Below are 23,010 nucleotides of genomic sequence, written 5' to 3' on the forward strand. Positions count from 1 at the left end.
CAGCAACCCAATCAGGTGTGGTGTGGCGATATCACCTACGTCTGGGCAGGTGGTCGTTGGCATTACCTGGCAGCGGTTCTTGACCTGCACACCCGGCGGGTCGTGGGCTAGGCGATGTCAGATAAACCAGATGCAGAGCTAGCCATCAAAGCACTGGAGATGGCCTATCAGCAGCGGGGTTGCCCATCCGGTGTGCTATTTCACTCTGACCAGGGCAGCCAATATGGCAGCCGGGCATTTCGGCAACGAGTGTGGCGCTATCGCATGACCCAGAGTATGAGTCGTCGTGGTAACTGCTGGGATAACGCCCCGATGGAGCGACTGTTCAGGAGCCTGAAGTCAGAGTGGCTCCCGGCTATGGGATATATGAGCTTGCGAGAAGCGAAACGAGATATCAGTTATTACCTGATGGATTACTTACTACAACTGGCGGCGTCCACATTGCCACAATGACGGGATACCGCCAGCAAAAGCCGAAGAACGGCCTAACCAAGTGTCCGGATTTAGTTGACCACTACATTATGACCTGAATTGAGGCTATTGGCAGCGACGTGTCGTCAAGTCACCAAGCTTTCACTATCACCTATTGCAGTACCGGCACAGCTGGTGCTGCAAGTCGTGAAGGTCTATCCCGGTAGCATGGGGGGCTACCAGTTTGGTTCATAACTCCAGCTCGATTATGGGGATCTCCCAACGTTCGCTGCGCATCTTGGGTTGATACTCTTCTTTCTCCTGTTCTTTACGTCGTTCCACCAGAGCAATCACTCGGGCTTCACGGATGCTATTCATGTCGAATTTCCAGGTCTCTTCGCCGAGCAGGGAGAGGCGAGCTATTTCGTGATTCTGGTGATACACATGAAGCTTGTTGTTTTTATCGGGAGCGATACGCACGGCATCGCCAACCTTTATCTGACTGAGCAGGCGGTGGATACGATGAGTCTCGCTACTGCGTCCGGCATAGCCCAACACCAGTTGCGACATACCCATCATGGCAAAACGACGTTGTCTGTCCGGTCGGGTTGCGTAAGGTCTCTGCACGTAGCAGTGGGAGGCGATCAGTGGAATATGGGGATTACGTTGATCGTGGCGAGCCATGAGAACCAGCCTTTCGATAGCACGTGTCATCCCCACATAGAAGAGGCGCCGCTCTTCTTCCAGGTTACTGGTCGATAGCTCCGCCGCGCGTTGCCAGCCGCCGTCGAGAAGTATCACATGGCGATACTCCTCCCCCTTAACCCCATGTACCGTACTTAACAATACCCCTTTACCGAAGCGGATCTGGCGCTTTTGCTCGCTCAAATACTCGTAGAGGAACATCAGGAAGTGGTGGGCAGAAAGAGCGTGCTCTCCCTGGCTGGCTTGCCATTGAGCAATCAGATTGTGCAGTAGCTCCTCCCAACGGTTGGCCAGTGAGAGTGGAGGGAGAGGGGCTGCAAGTTGCTCCGCTGTCAGCAGGGCATGACCTTGCTGTTGTAGCCAATTCTGATAGCGCAAGATTTCACGGCAGCGATGCACAGGAAAACCGTTCTCTTTATCCAGAGTAAAACGACAGGGAATATCGGCATCTGCCAGCGCCGAGCGAACCCAGGCCAGTTCCTCCTTCTCCAGCCCATTACGGGCCAGCACGGCGATAGATTCCAGCGGGCAAGTGGGAGTCTTCTCACGGATAAGCGCGATATGTCTCACAACCTCGGCTGCCTGTTGCGCCACATCCTGGCACTGCTGGATGATGACACGGCCCTGTGCTGCCTCCAGTCCCTCCCAGTGCCCCCCGGCCACTTCCATCTTGCGCCTGTCGTCGATCTTGATGGGATGTGTACGCTTCATGCGATCCTGATTGTGCTCAATCACGCGGTTGGAGGTCTCGATGATGTGGGTGGTGGAACGATAGTTCCAGGTCAGGAAGTGAGTCTGGGCATTGTAGTCGTGCTCAAAGCGGCGAATAAAGCTGACGTTCGCGTCGCGAAAGGCGTAGATCGATTGGTCATCATCACCCACAGCCATCAGATGCAGTCGGGCCTCCTCATCCTCTTCGCTTTTGCCCACCAGTGCCGCGATAAGCTGGTACTGTTGTTCATCAATGTCCTGATACTCGTCGACGAGCAGAAATTGCAATCCACCGAGCAGCTTTTCCCGCTGCTCTTCCAATTCGAGACCGAGCTGGTTCTGCTCCCCCCGGAGCAGCTTGATTGCGTCATCAATGATGGTGGTAAAGTCGATATCGTCGGATGTCCGGTTTTGCACCGCATTGCCTGTCAGACTCATTGCGAGACCGTGAAAGGTGAATACCGAGACCCGTGCTCCGTCACGCCCCAGCAACTCGGTCAGGCGTCGGCGCAGGGACATCGCCGCATTATGGTTGTAACAGAGCAACATGATCCGCGATGGGGAGATTTGCTTGACCCGCATCAGGTAGGCGCAGCGGTGGATAATCACCTTGCTCTTGCCTGAACCCGGGCCTGCCAGTACCAGCAAGTTTTGCTCGGGCGGTGCCTGAACGATCTGCTCCTGGGCTCGGTTGTGAAGATCTTCGACAATGCGCTTCCAGGAGTGTTCGCTGGTCGCCAGCTCCAGGATTTTGTTGCGCCCTTTGAAGTAGTGACCGAGGAACTTGTCAGCTTCCATGGAAAAGTAGTCTGTCACCAGCTTTTTGGCTTTCTTGAAGTGCTCCAGGCTGATGCGGGCGTATTCATTCATCACATGGATCTGAATCACCTTCTGGCGATAGTGATGCTCAAGCGGCTGATAGTCTGCCTTGTTGTATTGTTGCTGCCGCTCAGCGGTCAGCGTGAGGGTCATAGCGCTTCGGAACACGGCAAGACCATTTTGCAGCACGATGGCGTGTTGCTCATGCAGGTAGAGCAGTGCCCGCTCTGCCCCTTTGAGCAACCACTCCTGCTGGCTGCTTGCCTCCCGCTTGTTCATTAGCTGAGCCACATCCATGTCTTCTCGCAGGTATTTGACCAGTTGTTCCAGGGCAAATGACAGCATCACTTGGCGCTGGACACTCTCTTCGCTGCTTGCCAACAGGGTGTAGAGAAAATCGAGGGTGGCGCCAGTGACGCGATGGCGTTGCTCAATTGTCTGCTCAATCTGGGACCAGGTTCGGTTGAAGGTGAGTTGGTAAAGATCCCGAGAGAGATATTTGACATCAATGGAGCCTTTCTCGCCCCCCGAGCGACCATCCTGGGCCCAGCTGGTCAGCAAATTGCGCAGCAAGCCAGGGTTACACCGCTCATGCCCCAGATCTTTGATGGCCTGATTGACCAGTCGAATGTTAAAGATCAGCCCTTGCCCTGTATCAGGTTCGGGTTCTGTTTCACGCAAGGTGTCCAGCATCGCCTTTTCAATGCTGTGTACTTGCCCGCAGAGCACCTTGGCATTGTCTCTTCCTTTGGGGCGAAGCCAGGTAGTCAGTAACATCCCCTGAGAGAGCAGACCGACATCCGCCATCTGGGTGAGTACCCGCATCACTTCACTGGCCTGAACTCCACTTCCGTGATCGGCCATGTATTGGCCTGCCTCTTCGGCAATGGCATCGGCACTGAGACCATCATCATCGGCAGCACTCATCAGCGCCTGGATAACCGCTTGCCAGATGGCTTTGGCCTTGGGAGCGAGTTTTAGACTGTCTACCCTTTTCATTGCCTCTTCTGTGGAAGCAAACAGAGGGCGCCCCTGAAAAACCTGAGTGATGTTGTCGCTGCGCTCCAGATAGCCAGCGCGCTCGAGCCAGGCGATCGCTGTCTTGACCTTGGTATCCGCATTGGTGTCATCGGCAGCAAAGCTGGTTTCCACCTCAGGCTGGTTGATGAGCTCTGCACTGGTTGCGACCAGTGGCGGGTTGTTCTCCTGCTTGCCGCCTTTGCTGGCCCTGAGCCGTATTCCGCGCAGAATCTGCTTGATATCGCGCAGGCTGACTTCACTCATTGCCTCGAGCTGGAACTGTTTCTCGATATCCTGTTCATCAAACAGCAGTACGCAGTGGGCTTGTGCTGTATCGCGTCCCGCTCGTCCCGCTTCCTGTAGATAGTTTTCGAGGGAGCCGGGGATATCGGCATGGATCACCAAACGCACATCATCCTTGTCGATCCCCATCCCGAAGGCGTTGGTCGCGCAGATGACCCGGATCTCGCCATTGATAAATTGTTCGAGAGTCGCTTTTTTCTGGGCACTGTCCATTCGGGCGTAAAAGCGCGAGATCGGGAGGGATTGTTGCTGACCGAGGAAATCGGCCAGCTCGTCCACGCTGCGCTTGGTTGCGCAGTAGATAACGCAGGAACCGGGCTTTTCCTCACCGAAGAACTGCTCGAGCAGGTTAAGGATATGGCCCTGTTTATTGAGACCGGGACACTCAACGACGGCATATTCGAGGTTGGTACGTTCAACCCCGCCTTCCAGTCTGAGAAGAGGTCTGGGCTGTTTGTCGAGAAACTGGGCGCAAATATCCTCAATCACATCCGGTTTGGCGGTCGCGGTATAGCAGAAGACAGGAGGCATGGGGACCTGCTGTTCCTTGGCAATGGTGGCGATGGCCTTGGCACAGTAGAGATAGTCAGGGCGAAAATCATGCCCCCATTTCGACAGGCAGTGCGCTTCGTCAAATACCCAGCCACCGATCTGACGTTGTCGTATTGCTTGTTTGACTGTGCGGTTGCGCAACTGCTCGGGGGAGATATAGAGCAAGGCGATATCCCCCATACGGATCTGTTCAAGAATCGCGCCTCGCTCTGGTAGCGTCAGCAGCCCCGAGATAGCGGCAACCCCTTCAATACCGGCCTTGTGTTTAAGGTTGTCCACCTGATCCTTCATCAGTGCCTGCAGGGGGGATATCACGACCGTGAGAGCACCGCTTCGCTGGTTACGCACCAGTGCCGGGAGCTGGTAGCAGAGCGACTTACCGCCGCTGGTTGGGAGTATGCCGAGCAATGCGACGCCAGCCATGGCTTCCTCGATCAAGGTCTTCTGCAATGGTGTCCCATCAGGCAGGTTGCGAAAGTTGTCGAGCTCGAAGATTCGCTGCAGATGGCGGCGTGCATCGTGGTTCTCCTGACAATAGCTGCAGTCAGCATGACCGCAGTGACGTTCACGAATTGTGTGAATGATTTCTGCGGTCTGGGGGAAGCGGCGCCAAATCCAGGGGGGCAACACGGAGTTCCCGCCGGACACGGGCAACCAGGCGCAGGCATAAGCCAATGGTAACAACAGCATGGGTTGACGCAGGGCATCACCAATCACCCGGTTGAGCTGATTGGGGCACGCTTTCTCATGGGCAATGCTCTTGATGAGAGTGGGTAGCTCCGAGACCCGCACTGGCGGGCGGCCTGTCAGTCTGGCAAACACCAGTGACAGACCCTGAGTGTTAAATTGCGCCATGACTCCCTGGTCGAACAGATATTGATAAAGCTGCAATTGGGACAGGGGTAAGGCTTGCAGGGCTATCAACTGTTCCGAGAAGATCTGCAATGCGAGCCTTGCATCCGCGACCGGATCATTGAGGGTATCCCGAACCAGTTTGTAATCCTTGACCAAGCGGTGATAGGGGTTTTTGGGAAAGGCAAGGGGAGATAGATAGAGGGTATCTATTACCGGCTTTTCGAGAAGCAACTGGGGACGTACAGCCTGTTTGGCCAACCAGGGGAGATCAAAATCGAGAATATTATGGCCAAGGATTACCTCAGCCCCCTGTGCCAGAGCATTTAACGCCTTGAGGGAGAGATCCTGCGGGCCTTTGAGATTGAGCTCACGATCAGCCAGGAGTGCACCCAGATGGCGCAGCTTTTCATCCCTGGTCAGCTCAAGGTCAAAAGAAAGAATCTTGTCATCCCCAAACAGGGCCACGACATCAGCTGGGTTCATCAATAGCCATCTCCATCTGGCGTTGACCTATCATGGCGATAATAAGTGCCAACAGATCAGTGAGTTGGACGAATATTACCCGAAATGTTGAGCGGTGGCATCATTCAGAGCCCTCTGGCCGCGCTTCTTTTGGCTGGCATCCCGTTTTTGTAAATGCCTCTGCCCCCTTAATCGTTCATGTCTGTAAAGTGTCGTCCTTGTCATAGTCAACCCACTGATCTTGTGAGACTATTTCCCTTTATTTTCCGATTGGAACGCATTGTGTCCCTCGACTACTACCAGCGCCACGCCACCGAATTGGCGGCCCGTTACCAACAAGTATCTTCGCGCACTGTTCATTGCGACTGGCTCACTCTGCTGGAGCCTTGGCTCGTGGCGGCGCCGCGCCGGTTGCTCGATGTAGGGGCTGGCAGTGGTCGGGATGCCGCGTTTTTGGCCGGGCTCCATCAGGGCCACAGTGTGGTCGCTGTCGAACCCAGTCAGGCACTCGCTTCGCTGGGACAGTGCCGTACCCGGGATGTTGCAGTGGATTGGGTCAATGACGCTATGCCGGCTCTCTCTCGCGTGACCGGTACTTTTGATCTGATTTTGCTCAGTGCTGTCTGGATGCATCTACCCCCGGAGTCTCGTCCCTTGGCGCTGGCACGTCTTCATGAGCTGCTCTCACCAGATGGTTATCTGGTACTGAGTCTTCGTCTGGTTATCTCGGAGCAGGAGATGCGGGAGCGAGCCATGTATCCGGTAGCTGTCGATGAGGTGGAGCGGCTTGCATTGGAGGAGGGGATGACACTGCTCCATGTGTCAGAACCACAGGAGGATGCCTTGGCGCGTAGCGGCTTGAGTTGGCAGAGTCTGATCCTTGGGGGTGAACATGCACGCCTCCCCTGAGCAACAACTCGCTTTTATTGCCTATCTGCAACGCATCTTTACCGAAGGCGATTTTGTGGCCACTTACAAGTGCGCCTTGCTCCACGGGATTGCAGATATCGCGATTGAGCGCAGTACCGAGACCCATGATCTGACCGCGGCGCGCACTATTACGCTGGACGAACTGGCCACCAAGTTTGTGGAGCTTTATTGGCAGCACAGTCTGCCCTACTCGGCGACGGGAGAAACGGCTACCTTGCTCAAACAGAGCAGCGGTCGTCAGGCCATCATGCTAACGGAGTTGTCCCGGCTGCGTGCAGAGGGGGTCCGCTCGGTAACTGCACTGCGTCGGCACGACGCCTGGCGGCCTCTTCTTGCCCGAGTTCGGCGCATCCTTGTTGAGGGGCCCTTGTGGCGTCTGCAGATCCTGGGTGGGCGAGAGGAGTGCCACCTCTATCCTCATCAAAGGGGCGCGGATCATATCTGCCTGAACCCCGGAATTCTCTACTGTCTCCACCGCTTTTACGATCTGGTGGTCTCCCTCTCCCGACAGCATTGGTTGCAGCTTATCTGCGACATCAAGGGGAATCAGCCACTGATTGGCCCAAGTGTAGGGCTGGAGAATTTTCTATTTGGTTCAAGCCGTCAGGCGCTGGTACGGGTGGGGGAGGTTTTGAGGGACTTGCAGGGGGGAACCTGTTTTTACTGTAACAAGGCGATACACGGGAGTGGTGAGGTAGACCATTTCATCCCCTGGCGTCGTTATCCAATCGATTTGGGCCACAACTTCGTACTGGCACACGCCAACTGTAACCGGAGCAAACGGGATTTTCTCGCCGCTCCCGAGCACAGGGATGCCTGGTACGAGCAGAATATCCTGACCCATGGGGCGTACCTCACGGACGAGCTGTCCCCTCTGGTGAGCATCGACGCCGAGCGTTCTACCGCAATCGCCACTTGTGCCTATCAGCAAGCACTCCGTGAGCATGCTCGGTTGTGGCGTGGCATTGACCTGTTTGTGGACGTGACAGCCCCCAGTGTGGGGATGAGTAATCTAGGCTTCTCTAGACTCTTCTGAGGCAGATACGAAAAAGCCCAGCCAAAAGGCTGGGCTTTAGAATTTGGCTCCCTCGACAGGACTTGAACCTGTGACATACGGATTAACAGTCCGCCGTTCTACCGACTGAACTACGAGGGAATTGGCTCCTCCTACTGGACTTGAACCAGTGACATACGGATTAACAGTCCGCCGTTCTACCGACTGAACTAAGGAGGAATTGCCTGTCTCGTTAAGACGGGGCGAATATTAATGACCAGGGCGGCGGGTGTCAACCCGCGAATTTCTCGAAAACCGGATTTTCGGACTGTTTGCCCAAAAGTTGCGCTTTGCGGTTTATTTTCAGCACAATCAGTCCCTTGCCATCGCTCCCCCCAACCGGCGCAGGGGGCATTGGTTCGGTTCGCATCAACCTGATGATGACAGCATGATGTCGCGAACGTGCTGGTAACCAGGTGAGGCTCAAATGGTAATCTTTGTGGCTAAAAGGGGGAGAGCTGGAGTCAAGATCGGCGATTTGGCGGTAAATGGGCCAAATCATGGGGCAGAGTGCTTTTCATTGATCCTGCCCATCGAAAAAATGACCCGTCTGGAGTAAGGTTACGCAGGATACCATCGCCGCGTCGACAGCCCTGCCGGCCCTTGATGATGATCGGGCGCCGGATCTCTCCGGCCTTTATCTCCCTCTTCTGGTATTACGATATACATGCACAAGCAAGCCTCTTTAAATAGCGTGAAGCTCGCCATAGCCTTACGCCAGTCCTGTATTGATGAACCCTATAGCATGGCCCGCTTCGGCCGTGATCTTATCGCCGGTGTGACGGTGGGCATCATCGCCATCCCGCTCGCCATGGCACTGGCCATTGCCAGCGGTGTGCCGCCGCAACACGGTCTCTATACCGCCATCATTGCCGGAATCGTGATCGCCGTGACCGGTGGCTCCCGCTACTCCATCTCCGGCCCGACCGCTGCCTTTGTGGTGATCCTCTATCCTGTCGCCCAGCAGTTCGGGGTCGGTGGTCTGTTGATGGCGACGCTCATCTCCGGCCTCTTTCTGGTGGCGATGGGGATGGCCCGTCTTGGCCGCCTTATCGAGTACATTCCCCCGTCAGTGACGCTGGGCTTTACCGGTGGTATCGCCATCGTGATCGCCACCTTGCAGATCAAGGACTTCTTTGGCCTAAGCGTGCCCGAGATGCCGGAAACCTATCTGGGCAAGGTCGAAGCGCTGGCCGCCGCCCTGCCAAGCTGGCAGTGGGGCGATACCCTGGTGGGGGTCGCAACGCTGGCCGTGCTGCTGCTCTGGCCGCGCCTGCGTCTGCCGGTGCCTGGCCACCTGCCCGCAGTGCTGGTCGGGGTAGGTCTGGGTTTTGGCCTCCATTACTTTGGGGTGGATGTGGCCACCATCGGCAGCAAGTTCAGCTATACCCTGGCCGATGGCACTCAAGGGATGGGGATCCCGCCCATCGCGCCGACCCTGGTGATGCCCTGGGCCTTGCCCGGACCGGATGGTTTGCCAGTTGAATGGAACCTGGCGGCTGTTGAGCGGCTGCTGCCTGCCGCCTTCTCCATGGCAATGCTGGGGGCGATCGAGTCGCTGCTCTGCGCCGTGGTGCTCGATGGCATGACCGGTCGCAAACACAGCTCCAACGCCGAGCTGGTGGGGCAGGGGCTTGGCAACATCTTCGCCCCCTTCTTTGGCGGCATTACCGCTACCGCCGCTATCGCTCGCTCTGCCGCCAACGTGCGTGCCGGTGCTACGTCCCCCATCTCGGGGATCGTCCATGCGCTGGTGGTGCTGGCCGCCATTCTGGTGCTGGCCCCCTGGCTCTCCTGGTTGCCGCTCTCGGCCATGGCTGCCTTGCTGCTCATCGTGGCCTGGAACATGAGTGAAGCGCACAAGGTGGTGGAGCTGATCCGTCGCGCGCCCAAATCCGATGTGCTGGTGCTGCTGGTCTGCCTGTCACTCACCGTCATTTTCGACATGGTCATCGCCATCACCTTCGGGGTGATCCTGGCCTCCCTGCTCTTTATGCGTGAAATCGCCAAGATGACCAAACTGCACGATTTGGCCGAGCACAAGCGCTATGCCCACGAGGTGCCGGACAACGGCCTGCTCTACAAGATCAACGGCCCGCTCTTCTTTGCCGCGGCCGAACGGGTCTTTGCCGAGCTGGAAGCGCAAGTGAAAGGGCACCAGGTGCTGGTGTTGCAGATGGAGGCGGTTTCCATCCTCGATGCGGGCGGCCTGTCTGCCTTCCTCCACTTTGGCAAGCAGATGGCCAAAGCCGGGGTCGAGTTGCGGGTGGCCGAGTTGCAGTTCCAACCGCTCAAGACCCTGGCCCGTGCCAAGGTGCGGCCGCAGCCCGGCAAGCTGGAATTCTACGGTTCGCTGGAAGAGGCGCTCAAAGGTGAACATTTGCACGAAGCGGCAGTAAATTGATTGAAAGGGATACGAAACGGCATATTTTTGGTCACTTGGTTCGGATATTGAGCAAACGAACGCAAAAAGTAAAAAATTGCATTGACCAAAAGCCATCGTATCCCTTACATTACGCCCCGTCGCCGCGGCATGGTCCGCCAGCGAATGTGCAGCTCAAGCACATAAAACAGTGAGCAAAAATTTGGTGAGGTGTCCGAGTGGCTGAAGGAGCACGCCTGGAAAGTGTGTATACGGCAACGTATCGAGGGTTCGAATCCCTCCCTCACCGCCAAACAGTAAACCCCTGCTTTAGAGCAGGGGTTTTTCTTTATGCATGATTTATTATGCGCCCCGACTATCTCAACTGTTGGTGGTTTGCATATCAGTTGATCGCATCATTCTGAAGATGGTGGGATCTTCTTCCGGTACCCTCAGATGTAAGAGAGGGTCATGGAGACCACTCTTGCTCGGATTAATGGCGTTTTCCCCATTTGCATCGAGACCTGTCCCATCTAGCCAAGCGCGTATCTATAAAAACAAGCAATATCTGCAGCATTTGCCTCTTCTGGATTGCCCGGCATGGTTGAATGCCATGCCAGCCAGATATTGCTCAAACCTCATCATTTCAAGCAGACAGCCTTGGGACAGAGCCTTAGTTCAGAGTAAGCCCCGCATCAACAATGAAATCTTGGCCGGTACAGCCATTGGATTCGTCAGAACCCAGGAAGAGGGCCATGCGAGCACAATGTGAGCCATCGAGACGGAATTTGAGTGCTTGCAGTTCGACAAACTGGTTCACCGCGGCAGGGTCGAGTTGCGCCCACATCGCATCCTGTTTGGGGGTACGGATTGCGCCTGGGACCAGGCTGTTAACCCGAATGCCTCTTGCGCCCAACTCCTGCGCCAGGGTACGGGTAAAACCATGGATAGCGGCTTTTGACAGGGAGTAGCAGACTCTCCCGGGGCGGCCCCGCATCCAGTTGATGGATCCCATATTGATGATGCTGCCGCTCCCTTTTTGCTCCATGCCTGGCAACACGGCTTGGATCGCAAACAACTGGTGACGCAGATTGATATTGATGCGGTTTTCGAAATACTCCTCGGTCAGATCCTCAATTTTATGGTGATCATCGCTGCCCGCGTTGTTGATCAGGATATCGACACTGCCCAGCTGTTGTTCAATGGTCGTAAAACACGCTTTGAGCAGAGTCAGGTCGGTGACATCGCAAAACAGAAACAGGCAGTCGAGCTCATGCGCGAGTGCTTCGCCTGCAGATTTATCAAAATCGAGGAAGGCGACTTTGGCACCTTGGCTGACAAAGGCGCGCACCAACTCTTCGCCAATGCCACTGGCGCCACCTGTGATAACGGCGACCTTGCCGGCAATAGAGTGATATTGTACTTGCTGGGAATAGTTCATAACTGCTCTCCGTGAGTCATAGATTGAATTCATCTGGCAACATTAGAAAAAGTATTTAACACCAATACGGATCCGGTATGCCTCTGCATCATAGGCAATATTTCTATCGTACCACTGTAATTCCAGATAAGGCATCCATTGTGGATTGATTCGATAGCGGGTTTGACTGGTTAGCTCCCAGTGATGATCTTTCCCATTAGCACTGTTGAAATTATTGACGCGAGAAAAATAGTGCGATTCAAAAGTATGGGTCAAAGCTGGTGTTATTTTATTGACAATATACAGTGCGTATTCATTGGTATCGTTATTATCGCCATAACCATCAAGATCCGTAGTTAGATAATTTTGATGATTGTAACGGTATCGTGCAATAACGGAAAAGTTATCGGTAAAGTTGTACTTTCCATCCAGATACGCAGAGCCACCAGAGCCAGAGCTAGAGGAGTTAACCAAACCACCGGCATTGACCGAGAGTTTGGTGGTTAAATTTAATAGCGGATACCACCCTTCAATTTCGTTATAACTGTGCTTTAGCTTGTCTAGTTTATCGGTATTATACGCATTGCTGGCCATAATACCCGCACCAGATTCCCAGTTATAGCCGAGTCGCAACAATAACTCATTTTGGTCGGTAGCAAAGTTAAATGCCTCACGGCTTTCAAAATAACCGCCCGCGAAAGCTGCGTTGCAGCATATAAGAGGGATTAAGCATATTTTGGGGTGGATACGCATAGTGATTGACTCGCCAATGGTAAGTTGATATTAAATCGTACAGCGATTGGCATGAGGTAAATTAATTACCTCATGCGATGGTTTTTATCAGCCAGCTATTGAATGTTTTGCTTTACCAACTTATAAGTGGCACAGAAATCCTCACGGCCCAAACCGTTATTCAGGCCTTGCTGGTAAATGTTATTCACCAATTCGACTCCGGGCAGGGTCAGCGCTTCTTCTCCCATGAGGTTCTTCATAATGCCGATATCTTTGGCCATGTTCTCCAGCGAGAAGACAGTGTTGTAGTTCTCGGCGATCAGGGCACCTATCTTGCTGGTCAGATAGAAGTTGCTGCCGCCACCGTAAGAGACGGCGGTGTTGAAGCTCTCTTTATCGATGCCGAAATGATCGGCGGTGGCCAGCATTTCGTTGACACTGTTCTGAATTTGGGCGACCAAGGTGTTGTGCAGCACCTTCATGATCAAACCACGGCCGTTGCCCCCCAGGTGGATCTGGTTGCTGCCCATCATGGCTAGCAATGGCTTGACCTTTTTGTAGGCGGACAGGTCGCCACCTATGTAGATCCCGAGCTCGGCAGCCACGGCGGCAGGGACCGATTTGACCACGGGCGCATCGAGCATCACGGCACCGGTTTCTGCTACCTGGCGGGATAAGGCGATTGACACTGCCGGGTCAATGGTGGACATGTCGATGGTGATCTTGCCGGGGCCAAGGTGTGGCAGCAGTTCGGTATAGACCGCTTTGACGTGTTCGGAGCGCGGTACCATGGAGATGATCACATCCGCATCGGCTGCCAACCTGGCAATGGAAGGGGAGGCGATGGCGCCTGCATCGACCACCCGGGCGACAGCCTCCTGATTGATATCGAATACCAACACATTGCCATCAAATTTTTTGACGATGTTCTTTGACATCGCTTCGCCCATCAGACCAAGACCGATAAAGCCGATAGTTTTCATCCGTTGTTTTCCTTAAATGTGGGTTTAGCAAGACCGGCGATGTCAACACGCATGCTGAACAGCGCACCTGAGAGCGGACGTGCTGCCAGTTCGGCGGCGTCCATATTTTCGCGAGTGGTGGTGATGAAGAGGGTCTTCATGTCTTCACCACCAAAACAGACCATGGTGGGGCAACGTACCGGCAAGGGATATTCGGCCAGCAATACCCCCTCTGCAGAGAAGCGGGCGATACGATGGCCATCAAACAGGGCGCTCCAGTAGCATCCTTCGACATCGATTGCAGCCCCATCCGGGCGCCCTTCGTCGGCGCGGGCTGCAAACTCGCGCAGCAGTTGCCGTTGACCGAGTGAACCGTCGCGGGCCAACGGAGTGCGATAAAGGCGGCGGTTGGGGGTATCAGTGGTGTACATCCAGCGCATGTCTGGGCTGAATGCCAAGCCATTGGCTCCCAGAATGTCGCACTGGATCACCGACATCTGCAGCTCGGCATCAACCCGGCATAGCAGGGCGCCGTTGTAATCTCGTGGGCTCCAGTAAGTGCCCGCATAGAAACGACCCGCCTGATCGGTACCGCCATCATTAAAACGGGCCAGCGCTGGGTTATTGGGGTTATCGGCGACTTTACGCTCAATTTGCCCGTGTTGATCACACAGATAGATCCCGGTGCGCATCGCTGCGATAAAGCCACCCTGTTCGCGCAGGGCAAAACAGCCCACTTCTTCGGGGAAGGGGATTGTCGTCATGGCGCCGCTTTCGGGGTGATAGCGGTGCAGGCAACGCTCGAGAATATCGGTCCAGTAGAGCGCCTGTTCATCAGTGCTCCAGGTCGGGCACTCGGGCAGATGGCCGCGGTAGTCGGCAAGTAGCAGAGCAGGATTAGGCATAGTGAGAAACCTCAAGCAGCATGGAGATCTGCAACTGCCCATTGGCTGGCACAGTGGCCATGGCCAGCGCAGGGTCACCAAAGCCACCGTTGTTGATGGCATCATTGATATGAGAAACCGGCTCGATGGCGATGAAGTCACGATCGGCGGGCGGCAGAAACAGGATGGCGTGAGGCGCATCGGGTGAGCTCAGGGTCACCATCAGCTTCTCATCTGGCCAGCGCACCCGTGCACAGCCACTCCAGTGATGGAAGCAGTTATCGACACTGGCGGGTTCAGGTTTGCGCCAAGTGCGATAGTTCCATTGGGTCGGTAGTGGCGCGAGACCAGTGGGCAGGGACTTGTGGTCGTTGAGTACCACACCGCCTGCGTCGAACTGGATCTCGGCGTGCGCCGCACGGGGAAAATAGGGGTGAAAGCCCAGCCCAGCCGGGACAGCGTGATCGGCCAGATTGTGGTAAGTGAGTATGATATGCAGCGCATTCTCTTGCAGGGTGAAGCGCTGAGTTGCCCGATAAGGCCAGGGCCATTGCGCCGCGGATGCTCCCTGTGCGTCATGGTGCAGGGTCAGCACGACAGAGTCATCATCTGCATCCCCTTCTTGCCATGGCTGCTGCCAGCCGTTGCCATGAATTGAGTGGGGATGATCGCCAAAGTTACGCAGCAGGGCGTAATCATATCCGGCGAAGTGAAACCGTCCATGAGCAATACGGTTGGAGTAAGGTACCAGGGGAAAACAGCCCCCCTGGTTGACTGTGACGTTCTGACCATCGGGCAGGGAGCGCAAGATCTCCCTGCCATGCCAGGTCAGTTTGCCGATAGCGCCACCAAGCTCGGGGATGAGCTCCAGATCAAGCGGGCCGCTTTGGCGGTGAAGCCTCTTCATCAGTAAACCTCGCCACCGGATATGCTCAGACGTTCCCCCCGGATCGCGGCGAGCTGTTCACGGGCGCGAGCCAGCAGGTAACTCATGTCGGAGCCGAGCGCCACAAAGCTAAAACCCATCTCTTGATATTTGTTCACCAGCTCGGGGTTGCCACCGACGATCCCGCAAGGCAATCCCAAGCGCTGGCACTTCTCCAGCCCTTCACGGATCTTGGCTTGCACCTCGGGGTGAGAGGGATTGCCAATATGGCCCATGGCTGCGCTCATATCGCCGGGGCCGATAAAGAAGCCGGTCACTCCTTCAATGGCCATCTCTTCCATGGCATCAATGGCGTCAGGGGTCTCAATTTGCAGGATAAGGCAGAGCTCTTCCCGGGCTTTACGCACGAATTCGGGTTCGGCACCGTAACCGGACGCACGATGCACCGCGGCAAAGCCGCGTTTGCCTAGGGGAGGGTAGTAGGCCGCCTCTACCGCTTTGCGGGCTTCTGCTGCACTGTTGACAAACGGCACCATCAGCGACGTTGCACCGCCATCAAGCGCCCGTTTGATCAACACAGTGTCGTTCCAGGCCAGGCGGTAGAGTGGGGTGGTGGCCGGGTTGCTGGCACGAATGGCGCGATCGATACGGATCGCATCCAGGCTATCGACCGGCACATGTTCCTGGTCCAGCACCAAGAAATCGAAACCGACAGTCGCCATGGCTTCCGCCACCGTATCGCTGCCAGTCATCATCCAGGTGCCCAGTGGGCGTGGACCTTGAGTAATCGCAAGTTTGAACGGATTCATTGTTTGCTCCTTTAGAAAATCGGGGGCTCGGGCACTTTGCTGCCAGCCTGGAGGAAATCGAAGTCACAGCCCTGATCGGCCTGGGTCACATGTTGTTGATAGAGTGCGGCATAAGAGCGTTCATAAACTTTGTGTACCGGTTTGAGCGTGCGGCGGCGCTCGGCCAGCTCTTCATCACTGACCAGCATGTTGAGGCGGCCATTGGCGATATCGAGCTCGATGAGGTCACCGGTACGTACCAGTGCCAGTGGGCCACCAATGGCCGCTTCAGGGGCAACGTGCAGGATACAGGTGCCATAGTGAGTACCGGACATGCGGGCATCACTAATCCGCACCATGTCGGTGACGCCTTGTTGCAGCAGCTTTTTCGGGATCGGCAGGTTGCCCCACTCCGGCATGCCCGGCGCGCCGACCGGGCCGGCATTGCGCAGGATAATCACTGATTCCTTGGTTACCTCCAGGGCGGGGTCATCGATGCGATCCGAGAGCTCTTGATGGCTGTCGAAGACGATGGCAGGGCCCTTGTGGTGGCGCAGTTCGGGTTTGGCGGCAGATGATTTCATCACAGCCCCGTTGGGACACAGATTGCCGCGCAATACTGTCAATGCACATCCACGGGAGAGCGGTACCACAGGGTTATCTAGCGAGCGGATCACGTTGTCGTCATAACAGGTCGCGTTGGCAATCCACTGTGCAACGGGACGATTGGTGACCCCGATCGCATCGAGGTGGAGGAATGACTCCACCTTTTTCAGCTGGGCCATCAGACCGCCGGCGAAGAAGAACTCCTCCATCAACTGATCACCAGAGGGAAACAGATTGGCCAGCACAGGGACTTCCCGTGCCACCGACTCCATGTCTTCCAGAGTGAGGTTGATGCCCGCCCGGTTGGCCATCGCAATCATGTGGATCGCGGCATTGGTGGAGCCGCCGAGCGCCATGTAGGCCACTACGCCATTGAGGAAGTTGGCTCGGGTCAGCCAGCGGGAAGGTTTGTGATCATGCCACACCATGTCGACGATGATTTGGCCGCATTGGGCTGCCATCTGGACGTGTCGCGAGTCAGCGGCGGGGATGGAGCTGGCCCCCGGCAACATAAAGCCCATGGCATCGGCGATGGAGGTCATGGTGGATGCTGTACCCATGGTATTGCAGGTGCCGATGGAGCGAGTCATCGCCCCCTCCAGCTCGATCCAGTCATGCTGGGTAATGGCCCCCAAGCGCAATTGGTCCCAGAACTTCTTGGTATGGGTACCGGCACCGGTGACATGGCCGCGCCATTTGCCGCTCGACATGGGGCCGGCGGGGCAGAAGATCACCGGCAAGTCCATCGAAATGGCACCCATCAGCAGGGCTGGCGTGGATTTGTCGCAACCGCCGAGCAGCACAGCCCCATCGATCGGATGCTGGCGCAGCAGCTCTTCTGCCTCCATCGCAAGAAAGTTGCGATAGAGCATGGTGGTCGGCTTGACCAATACTTCCCCGACCGACAGCGCGGGCAATTCAACGGGGTAGCCTCCCGCGGCCCAGACGGCTCGCTTGACGGCCTCGGCGCGCTCACGCAGGTGGCTATGGCAGGGGCTCATTTCACTCCAGGTATTGATGATCCCGATCACTGGCTTGCCCATGAATTCGTCGCGGTTCAAGCCACTTTGCTGACTGCGTTGACGATGGGCGAAGGCTCGGATGGTGTCGGGGGCATACCAGCGTTGGCTACGCAGCGCCGAGATATCGAGCTTGGCCAGGTTTTCACTGTTGAATGACATAGGAATAGCGCTCTCTTTGTCTGATTTTGTTAAGGATTAATTCAATAAAAACAGCATGTTAAATTCAGCCATTCTGACCCGCACGAAGAGGGGGGGGGGCAGGCGATGGAGTAGATTGTTCACTCATTCGGTGATGGGGTTTCCGGGGAGAAGCAAGGGCATGGCGTTGTGCCAGCTCCCGGACGATCTGTTGATAGCGAGCATCAGTGAGCGGGTAGAACAGCAACATCAAGGCAGCAGCGCAAATCAGGGCACAGATCGGGTAGAGAAACATCAGATTGGCGATGCTGCTTTGGGTCTCGGTGCTTTGCGTCGCGTTGGGAACATAGTCTGACCATGCCAGCACCAGCCCGGGGATGAGGCCCGCAAGCGCGGCCGAACATTTGCGGCAGAAGGTCAGACTGCAGTAGACCAGCCCTTCTGTGCGGATGCCGGTTTTCCATTCCCCATACTCGACGGTGTCAGAGATGAACGCCCAGTTGAGACTGTTGACGAAAGCGGATCCCCACAGGGCCAGGGAGGTGAAGAGGATGTAATCGAGAGCACTCTCGCTGTAGAGGTAGTTGAGCAGGTCACCGCATATCCACACGCCAATGCCGGCCAGATAGACAGGCAGTTTGCCAAAACGGTGCACGGCAAAGGGGACCAGCAATACACCCAGGTAGATACACCCTATGCTGATGAAGCTCATGTAGGCGATCATCGATACGTCGCCAATCACATATTGGGCGTAAAAAACCTGAACAATCAGCTTGGTGTTGAACGCTGCCAGCGTCAGCAGATTGGCCAGCGCCAGGATGCCCAGCGGACGGTTTGCCAGCACGGCCCGTGCGTTGGTTTGTACTGCCGAAAACCCCGATTCGTTGACAACCGATGGCAGCACATGGCGTTCACGAACTCTGCTGTAGCAAAAGAGTACTGCTGCAGCCCCCATGACCGAATAAATCAGTACCGCAACGCTATAGCCGACCTGTGGTTTGTCAAACAGCAATACCAGCGGCATGAACCCCACCGAGCAGAGCAGTAATCCGGTATTGGCTCCCCCCTGGCGCCAGGCGGCGAGCTCGGCTCGGTCCTGGAGTCGCTTGGTGAGGGCCGGGACCATGGCGCCATAGGAGGCATTGCCAAAACTGTAAAAGGCACCAAACATCATGAACAGCAGGGTAAACAGCACTGTTTTAGCGATGACCGGGAGCTCAACGCTGGTAAACAGGGCGGTGTTGATAAGAGCCAGTGGCACTATGGTCCAGAGCAGGAAGGGGCGAAATTTACCTCTGGGGCCGAGCTCGGAACGATTATCCAGCACGCTGCCGGTCACCAGATCGGTGCAGGCGGTAAAGAACTTCGAAACCAGAAAGATTGCTCCGGCCCATGCTGCCGGAATGGCTGCCACATCGGTCAGGAAGATCAGCAAATAGAGCGTTGTGCAGTTGAGCAGGAAGTTATAGCCGAGATCCCCCACTCCGTAGGCCATCTTTTCCTGCCATGCCAGACGGTCACTTGCCACATTGCGATATGTCATGGGATCACATCCTTGAAGAGAGCAACAGCGTGGCCAGCACGCCGCTGCCAGTTGCATGAGAGTCAGCTTTGGGTGGTCGCCACACGGCGGGCACCAAGGCTGGCGATGATCTCTTGATAGCGCTGCTCGTTGAGGGTGTAGAAGAGGGCCATCACCAGTGCCGTTACGATGGCCAGGCTTGCCGGGTAGATGAAAATCAGTCCGGTGATCCCGGCTTTGGCGGCATCGGTTTGCTCCACATTGGGCATGTAGCCAACCAGTGCCAGAGCAAACCCGGGGACGAACCCTGCGATAGCTTGCGAACACTTTCTAAAGAAGGTCATGCCGCAGTAGACCAAGCCTTCGGTACGGGTACCGGTTTTCCACTCACCGTACTCAACGGTATCTGAGACAAACGCCCAGTTAAGGCTGTTGACGAAAGAGGTGCCAAAGAACGCCAGCGAGGTGAACAGCACGTAACTCATGACGGTGCCACCGAACAGGTAGTTGGCAATGTCGCCGGAGATCCACAGGCACAATCCGGCCAGATAGACAGGTTTTTTGCCAAAGCGGCGTACCAGCGCAGGCACAGACAACACCCCGAGGTAGATGCACCCCATGCTGACAAAGCTCATGTAAGAGACCATGGAGACATCACCCAGAATGTACTGGGCGTAGAAGACCTGCACGGTGAGTTTGACGTTGAATGCGGAGAGGGTCAGCAGGTTGGCTACTGCCAGCACCAGCAACTGGTTGTTCTTGAGTACCGCCTTGAGCCCCTCCTTGATGGTGGGCTTCTCGACTATCTGGTCAGGGTCATTACCTATGATGGTGTGGTGTTCTTTGACGTTGAGGTAGCAAAAGAGCACCGCCGCCAAGCCGACCGAGGTGTAGGCCAGGGCTGCCACCATGTAGCCGGTCTCCTGGGATTCAAACAACATGGCGATGGGCATGAAACCGACGGTGGCCAGCAACAAGCCAGTGTTGGCTCCGCCCTGACGCCAGGCTGCCAGCTCTGCGCGATCCTGAACGTTTTTGGTCATAGAGGGCACCATGGCGCCATAGCTGGCATTGCCCAGGCTAAAAAACAGGCCAAAGGCCATGAAGCAGACAATGAACAGGGTGGTCTTGGTCTCGCTGTCGAGCTCAAAATTGCAAAACAGCAACATGTTGCAGATAAACAGCGGCACTATGGTCCAGAGCAGCATCGGACGAAACTTGCCGCGAGGTCCGAAGCTCTTGCGGGTGTCGAGGAAAATGCCGGTGCCCAGGTCGGTGAAGCCGGTGAACACTTTCGCCACCAAAAAGATGACGCCTGCCCACGCCGCATTGATACCTGCTACATCGGTCAGAAATTTAAGCAGATAGAGGGTGGTGATATTCAATACAAAGTTGTAACCAAAATCGCCGACGCCATAGGCAAGTTTTTCCCTAAAAGGCAGTCTGCTTTCGATATGCGCCTGAACAACCATTTTATTCTCCATAGTGTGGAACCCATCCGGCCTGCCAATAATCGTAGCGATGCGATTGTTGGCGCAAGGGTGATTGTTGAAAAGTGGGATCCAGATCGAGAGATTGCGCTGGTGGTTAAGGATTCTCTTAAAAATGGTGTTTACAAATGGGCCAAGCGTTTTCATGTGGCGGATGTTGATTGGTGATCGAGATCGCTGTTTGGGTTTTACGTGATTGAAATGAAATCGTAGCGCTATTATTGTGTTTGCGAGCAAGCGGGGATGGCCCGACTAAACAGGAGCTTATGCAATGCAACTCGAATTTTCGTCACAGGCGTTAACGATTCAGCACCAGCAGCAGTTGTTATTTTCTCATCAAGCGGATGTCCCAGCGTTTTATATAGGCAAGGGCCGGGAAAAAATGGAAATTTATCGCGGCAATTTTGATATCGAAGACTATATCGAGTCTCGCGTCGCATTGACTCATATCGAACAGGTTGACAACAACCTGTTTGTTTTTGCCCCGAATGCCTTGACCCCGGCTTTGTTACAGGTGGCTGTGGTGTGTGATGGCGATGATGTGATGCTTTATCCGACCATACTGAACGAGGCATATAACCGCTTTTGGGTCAGATTGCCGGCCGAACGTAAAGAGCATGTCTGGGGTTGTGGCGAGCAGATGTCCTATTTTGATTTGCGTGGCCGTCACTTTCCGTTGTGGACCTCAGAGCCCGGTGTTGGTCGCCATCCCCACAGCGAGATCAAATGGAAAGCCGATGTGATGGGCAAAGCCGGTGGGGATTACTACCACACCAACTATCCGCAACCCACGTTTGTCTCCTCTCGTAAATACAGCTGCCATATCGACACCACCGCTTATGCCGATTTCGATTTTCGTCACGAAGGGTTTCATGAGCTGCAAGTGTGGGCGATCCCGCAGGCCATCGAGTTGCGCACCGCAGAGAGCTATCTGGGCATTATCGAAAAACTGTCCGCCCGGTTTGGCCGCCAGCCCAGGTTGCCTGAGTGGGTTTACAAGGGGGCGATCCTTGGTCTGAAGGGGGGAGAGGTCAATACCTTCAGTCGTCTGGAAAACGCCCTTGACCATGGTATCAAGGTTTCGGGTTTGTGGAGTGAAGACTGGTGCGGCTTGCGGGTCACCTCGTTTGGCAAGCGCCTGTTCTGGGACTGGGATTGGCAGCACCATCAGGATCGCTACCCCAATCTGCCCGCCAGGATCAAGGCGCTCAATGACCAGGGCATCGAGTTCATGGCCTACGTCAACCCCTACCTGTGTGAAGATGGCAAGCTGTTTCCGATCGCCAAAGAGCTCGGCTATATGGCGCTGGACAAGGATGGTCAGGTTGCGCTGGTCGACTTTGGCGAATTCTATTGCGGCTGTATCGACTTTACCAATCCAGACGCCATGGCCTGGTTCCGTGATACCGTGCTGCGTAAAAACATGCTGGACATGGGGATCAAGGGGTGGATGGCTGACTTTGGCGAGTACCTGCCGACCGATAACATCTACCTGCACAACGGTGTCGATGCCAAGCTGATGCACAATGCCTGGCCGACTCTGTGGGCCCAGTGCAACGCTGACGCGATCGCTATGAACGGCCAAACCGGTGATGCCCTGTTCTTTATGCGAGCCGGTTACACCGGGGTGCAGCAATACTGCCCGCTACTGTGGGCAGGCGATCAATGTGTCGATTTCAGCCGTCACGACGGTCTGGTCACGGTGATCTCGGGGGCGCTCTCCTCCGGTATGTTGGGGAACGCTTATCACCACTCGGATATCGGTGGCTACACCTCACTGTTTGGCAACCGTCGAACCAAGGAGCTGTTTGACCGCTGGGTTGAAATGGCTGCCTTTACCCCAGTCATGCGTACCCACGAAGGTAACCGCCCTGATGAGAACTTCCAGTTTGACCAGGATGGCAGCACGTTGGCGCATTTTGCCCGGATGACCCGAGTTTATTGCCACCTGACTCCTTACTTGCGTAGCCTGGTGGATGAAGCGGCTGAGAAAGGGTATCCGGTTCAACGTGCCATGATGCTGCATTTTGAACATGATCCCGAGGTCTACGTCATACAGGATCAATACCTCTATGGGTCAGAGTTGCTGGTGGCACCGGTTCACCAAGGGGATGTGCGTGAGTGGACAACTTACCTGCCTGCAGGTGAGCAGTGGACTCATATCTGGAGCGGCCAGCGCTTTACAGGGGGCCAGCGGGTCACTCTGCCTGCACCGATTGGCCAGCCCCCAGTGTTCTATCGTGCCAAAAGTCCCTGGGCTTCGCTGTTTGCCGAGCTAAAGGATCTGGCGTAAATCGCACCGGCGTTCGCCATAGAGGATGCGACCCGGATAACCCATGGCCGTGACAATGTTCACGGCCATTATGTTTCACCAGA

The 23,010-nt window shown here is 55.6% G+C and carries 15 protein-coding genes, 3 tRNA genes and 1 pseudogene; 7 read left to right on the forward strand and 12 right to left on the reverse strand.

Annotated features, from left to right (window positions below):
• A pseudogene (locus tag G5195_RS15605) lies at positions 1 to 511 on the forward strand (IS3 family transposase); the annotation flags it as partial.
• Between the two features lie 149 nt (positions 512 to 660).
• Here G5195_RS15605 and G5195_RS15610 read toward each other — a convergent pair.
• The gene (locus G5195_RS15610; protein WP_421221573.1) at positions 661 to 5,859 is read right to left on the reverse strand and encodes a RecQ family ATP-dependent DNA helicase; all 5,199 of its coding nucleotides are present in this window, start codon (positions 5,857 to 5,859) and stop codon (positions 661 to 663) included.
• Between the two features lie 261 nt (positions 5,860 to 6,120).
• Here G5195_RS15610 and G5195_RS15615 point away from each other — a divergent pair, with 261 nt between their 5' ends.
• Together G5195_RS15615 and G5195_RS15620 are read left to right on the forward strand one after the other, a co-directional pair.
• Positions 6,121 to 6,747 (forward strand): class I SAM-dependent methyltransferase, encoded by a 627-nt coding sequence (locus G5195_RS15615; protein WP_416034159.1) that lies wholly within the window; start codon positions 6,121 to 6,123, stop codon positions 6,745 to 6,747.
• A complete protein-coding gene (locus G5195_RS15620; RefSeq protein WP_421236282.1) occupies positions 6,731 to 7,804 on the forward strand; it encodes an HNH endonuclease in 1,074 nt (357 codons plus the stop codon). The genes G5195_RS15615 and G5195_RS15620 overlap by 17 nt, the downstream gene beginning before the upstream one ends.
• 44 nt (positions 7,805 to 7,848) lie before the next feature.
• On the opposite strand, the gene G5195_RS15625 is transcribed toward G5195_RS15620, so the two are convergent.
• Both G5195_RS15625 and G5195_RS15630 read right to left on the reverse strand, forming a co-directional pair.
• A tRNA-Asn gene (locus G5195_RS15625) sits at positions 7,849 to 7,924 on the reverse strand.
• Between the two features lie 2 nt (positions 7,925 to 7,926).
• Positions 7,927 to 8,002, reverse strand: a tRNA-Asn gene (locus G5195_RS15630).
• Between the two features lie 487 nt (positions 8,003 to 8,489).
• Between G5195_RS15630 and dauA the strand changes: the two genes are divergently transcribed.
• Both dauA and G5195_RS15640 read left to right on the forward strand, forming a co-directional pair.
• Complete coding sequence (gene dauA / locus G5195_RS15635) at positions 8,490 to 10,226, forward strand: C4-dicarboxylic acid transporter DauA (RefSeq protein WP_069528347.1); 1,737 nt, start codon at positions 8,490 to 8,492, stop codon at positions 10,224 to 10,226.
• A gap of 183 nt (positions 10,227 to 10,409) precedes the next feature.
• Positions 10,410 to 10,497: transfer RNA gene (locus tag G5195_RS15640), tRNA-Ser, on the forward strand.
• 360 nt (positions 10,498 to 10,857) lie between these two features.
• Here the strand turns inward: G5195_RS15640 and G5195_RS15645 are convergent.
• The 9 genes from G5195_RS15645 to G5195_RS15685 form a co-directional block, all read right to left on the reverse strand.
• Positions 10,858 to 11,625, reverse strand: coding sequence for an SDR family NAD(P)-dependent oxidoreductase (locus G5195_RS15645; protein ID WP_216953421.1), 768 nt, complete (start codon positions 11,623 to 11,625; stop codon positions 10,858 to 10,860).
• A 42-nt stretch (positions 11,626 to 11,667) separates the two neighbouring features.
• The gene (gene ompL, locus G5195_RS15650) at positions 11,668 to 12,357 is read right to left on the reverse strand and encodes a porin OmpL (RefSeq protein WP_216978948.1); all 690 of its coding nucleotides are present in this window, start codon (positions 12,355 to 12,357) and stop codon (positions 11,668 to 11,670) included.
• A 95-nt stretch (positions 12,358 to 12,452) separates the two neighbouring features.
• On the reverse strand, positions 12,453 to 13,319 hold the full coding sequence (locus tag G5195_RS15655; RefSeq protein WP_069556391.1) for an NAD(P)-dependent oxidoreductase: 867 nt from the start codon (positions 13,317 to 13,319) through the stop codon (positions 12,453 to 12,455).
• The gene (locus G5195_RS15660) at positions 13,316 to 14,203 is read right to left on the reverse strand and encodes an SMP-30/gluconolactonase/LRE family protein (RefSeq protein ID WP_421236283.1); all 888 of its coding nucleotides are present in this window, start codon (positions 14,201 to 14,203) and stop codon (positions 13,316 to 13,318) included. Before G5195_RS15660 ends, G5195_RS15655 begins: the two co-directional genes overlap by 4 nt.
• On the reverse strand, positions 14,196 to 15,089 hold the full coding sequence (locus G5195_RS15665) for an aldose 1-epimerase (protein ID WP_216978946.1): 894 nt from the start codon (positions 15,087 to 15,089) through the stop codon (positions 14,196 to 14,198). Before G5195_RS15665 ends, G5195_RS15660 begins: the two co-directional genes overlap by 8 nt.
• Entirely contained in the window at positions 15,089 to 15,877 is a 789-nt protein-coding gene (locus G5195_RS15670) for an HpcH/HpaI aldolase family protein (protein ID WP_216978945.1), read from the reverse strand. The genes G5195_RS15665 and G5195_RS15670 overlap by 1 nt, the downstream gene beginning before the upstream one ends.
• Before the next feature lie 11 nt (positions 15,878 to 15,888).
• A complete protein-coding gene (gene araD, locus G5195_RS15675; RefSeq protein ID WP_216978944.1) occupies positions 15,889 to 17,643 on the reverse strand; it encodes an L-arabinonate dehydratase in 1,755 nt (584 codons plus the stop codon).
• 64 nt (positions 17,644 to 17,707) lie between these two features.
• Complete coding sequence (locus tag G5195_RS15680; RefSeq protein ID WP_421236284.1) at positions 17,708 to 19,165, reverse strand: glycoside-pentoside-hexuronide (GPH):cation symporter; 1,458 nt, start codon at positions 19,163 to 19,165, stop codon at positions 17,708 to 17,710.
• 62 nt (positions 19,166 to 19,227) lie between these two features.
• Positions 19,228 to 20,616: a glycoside-pentoside-hexuronide (GPH):cation symporter gene (locus G5195_RS15685; RefSeq protein ID WP_421236285.1), complete on the reverse strand. Its 1,389-nt coding sequence runs from the start codon at positions 20,614 to 20,616 to the stop codon at positions 19,228 to 19,230.
• Here G5195_RS15685 and G5195_RS15690 point away from each other — a divergent pair.
• Both G5195_RS15690 and G5195_RS15695 read left to right on the forward strand, forming a co-directional pair.
• Positions 20,599 to 20,802: a hypothetical protein gene (locus tag G5195_RS15690; protein WP_421236286.1), complete on the forward strand. Its 204-nt coding sequence runs from the start codon at positions 20,599 to 20,601 to the stop codon at positions 20,800 to 20,802. The genes G5195_RS15685 and G5195_RS15690 overlap by 18 nt on opposite strands.
• A 103-nt stretch (positions 20,803 to 20,905) precedes the next feature.
• Entirely contained in the window at positions 20,906 to 22,927 is a 2,022-nt protein-coding gene (locus G5195_RS15695; protein ID WP_421236287.1) for an alpha-glucosidase, read from the forward strand.
• Positions 22,928 to 23,010 lie beyond the last annotated feature (83 nt).

It is taken from the genome of Aeromonas sp. 601039, assembly GCF_049174415.1.
Taxonomy (GTDB): domain Bacteria; phylum Pseudomonadota; class Gammaproteobacteria; order Enterobacterales; family Aeromonadaceae; genus Aeromonas; species Aeromonas veronii_A.

Excerpts from the sequence above, each read along its gene's own strand:
- G5195_RS15610 (WP_421221573.1), bottom strand. The coding sequence starts at position 5,859 with ATGAACCCAGCTGATGTCGTGGCCCTGTTTGGGGATGACAAGATTCTT.
- G5195_RS15620 (WP_421236282.1), top strand. The coding sequence starts at position 6,731 with ATGCACGCCTCCCCTGAGCAACAACTCGCTTTTATTGCCTATCTGCAA.
- dauA (WP_069528347.1), top strand. The coding sequence starts at position 8,490 with ATGCACAAGCAAGCCTCTTTAAATAGCGTGAAGCTCGCCATAGCCTTA.
- G5195_RS15645 (WP_216953421.1), bottom strand. The coding sequence starts at position 11,625 with ATGAACTATTCCCAGCAAGTACAATATCACTCTATTGCCGGCAAGGTC.
- ompL (WP_216978948.1), bottom strand. The coding sequence starts at position 12,357 with ATGCGTATCCACCCCAAAATATGCTTAATCCCTCTTATATGCTGCAAC.
- G5195_RS15655 (WP_069556391.1), bottom strand. The coding sequence starts at position 13,319 with ATGAAAACTATCGGCTTTATCGGTCTTGGTCTGATGGGCGAAGCGATG.
- G5195_RS15660 (WP_421236283.1), bottom strand. The coding sequence starts at position 14,203 with ATGCCTAATCCTGCTCTGCTACTTGCCGACTACCGCGGCCATCTGCCC.
- G5195_RS15665 (WP_216978946.1), bottom strand. The coding sequence starts at position 15,089 with ATGAAGAGGCTTCACCGCCAAAGCGGCCCGCTTGATCTGGAGCTCATC.
- G5195_RS15670 (WP_216978945.1), bottom strand. The coding sequence starts at position 15,877 with ATGAATCCGTTCAAACTTGCGATTACTCAAGGTCCACGCCCACTGGGC.
- araD (WP_216978944.1), bottom strand. The coding sequence starts at position 17,643 with ATGTCATTCAACAGTGAAAACCTGGCCAAGCTCGATATCTCGGCGCTG.
- G5195_RS15680 (WP_421236284.1), bottom strand. The coding sequence starts at position 19,165 with ATGACATATCGCAATGTGGCAAGTGACCGTCTGGCATGGCAGGAAAAG.
- G5195_RS15690 (WP_421236286.1), top strand. The coding sequence starts at position 20,599 with ATGCGCCTGAACAACCATTTTATTCTCCATAGTGTGGAACCCATCCGG.
- G5195_RS15685 (WP_421236285.1), bottom strand. The coding sequence starts at position 20,616 with ATGGTTGTTCAGGCGCATATCGAAAGCAGACTGCCTTTTAGGGAAAAA.
- G5195_RS15695 (WP_421236287.1), top strand. The coding sequence starts at position 20,906 with ATGCAACTCGAATTTTCGTCACAGGCGTTAACGATTCAGCACCAGCAG.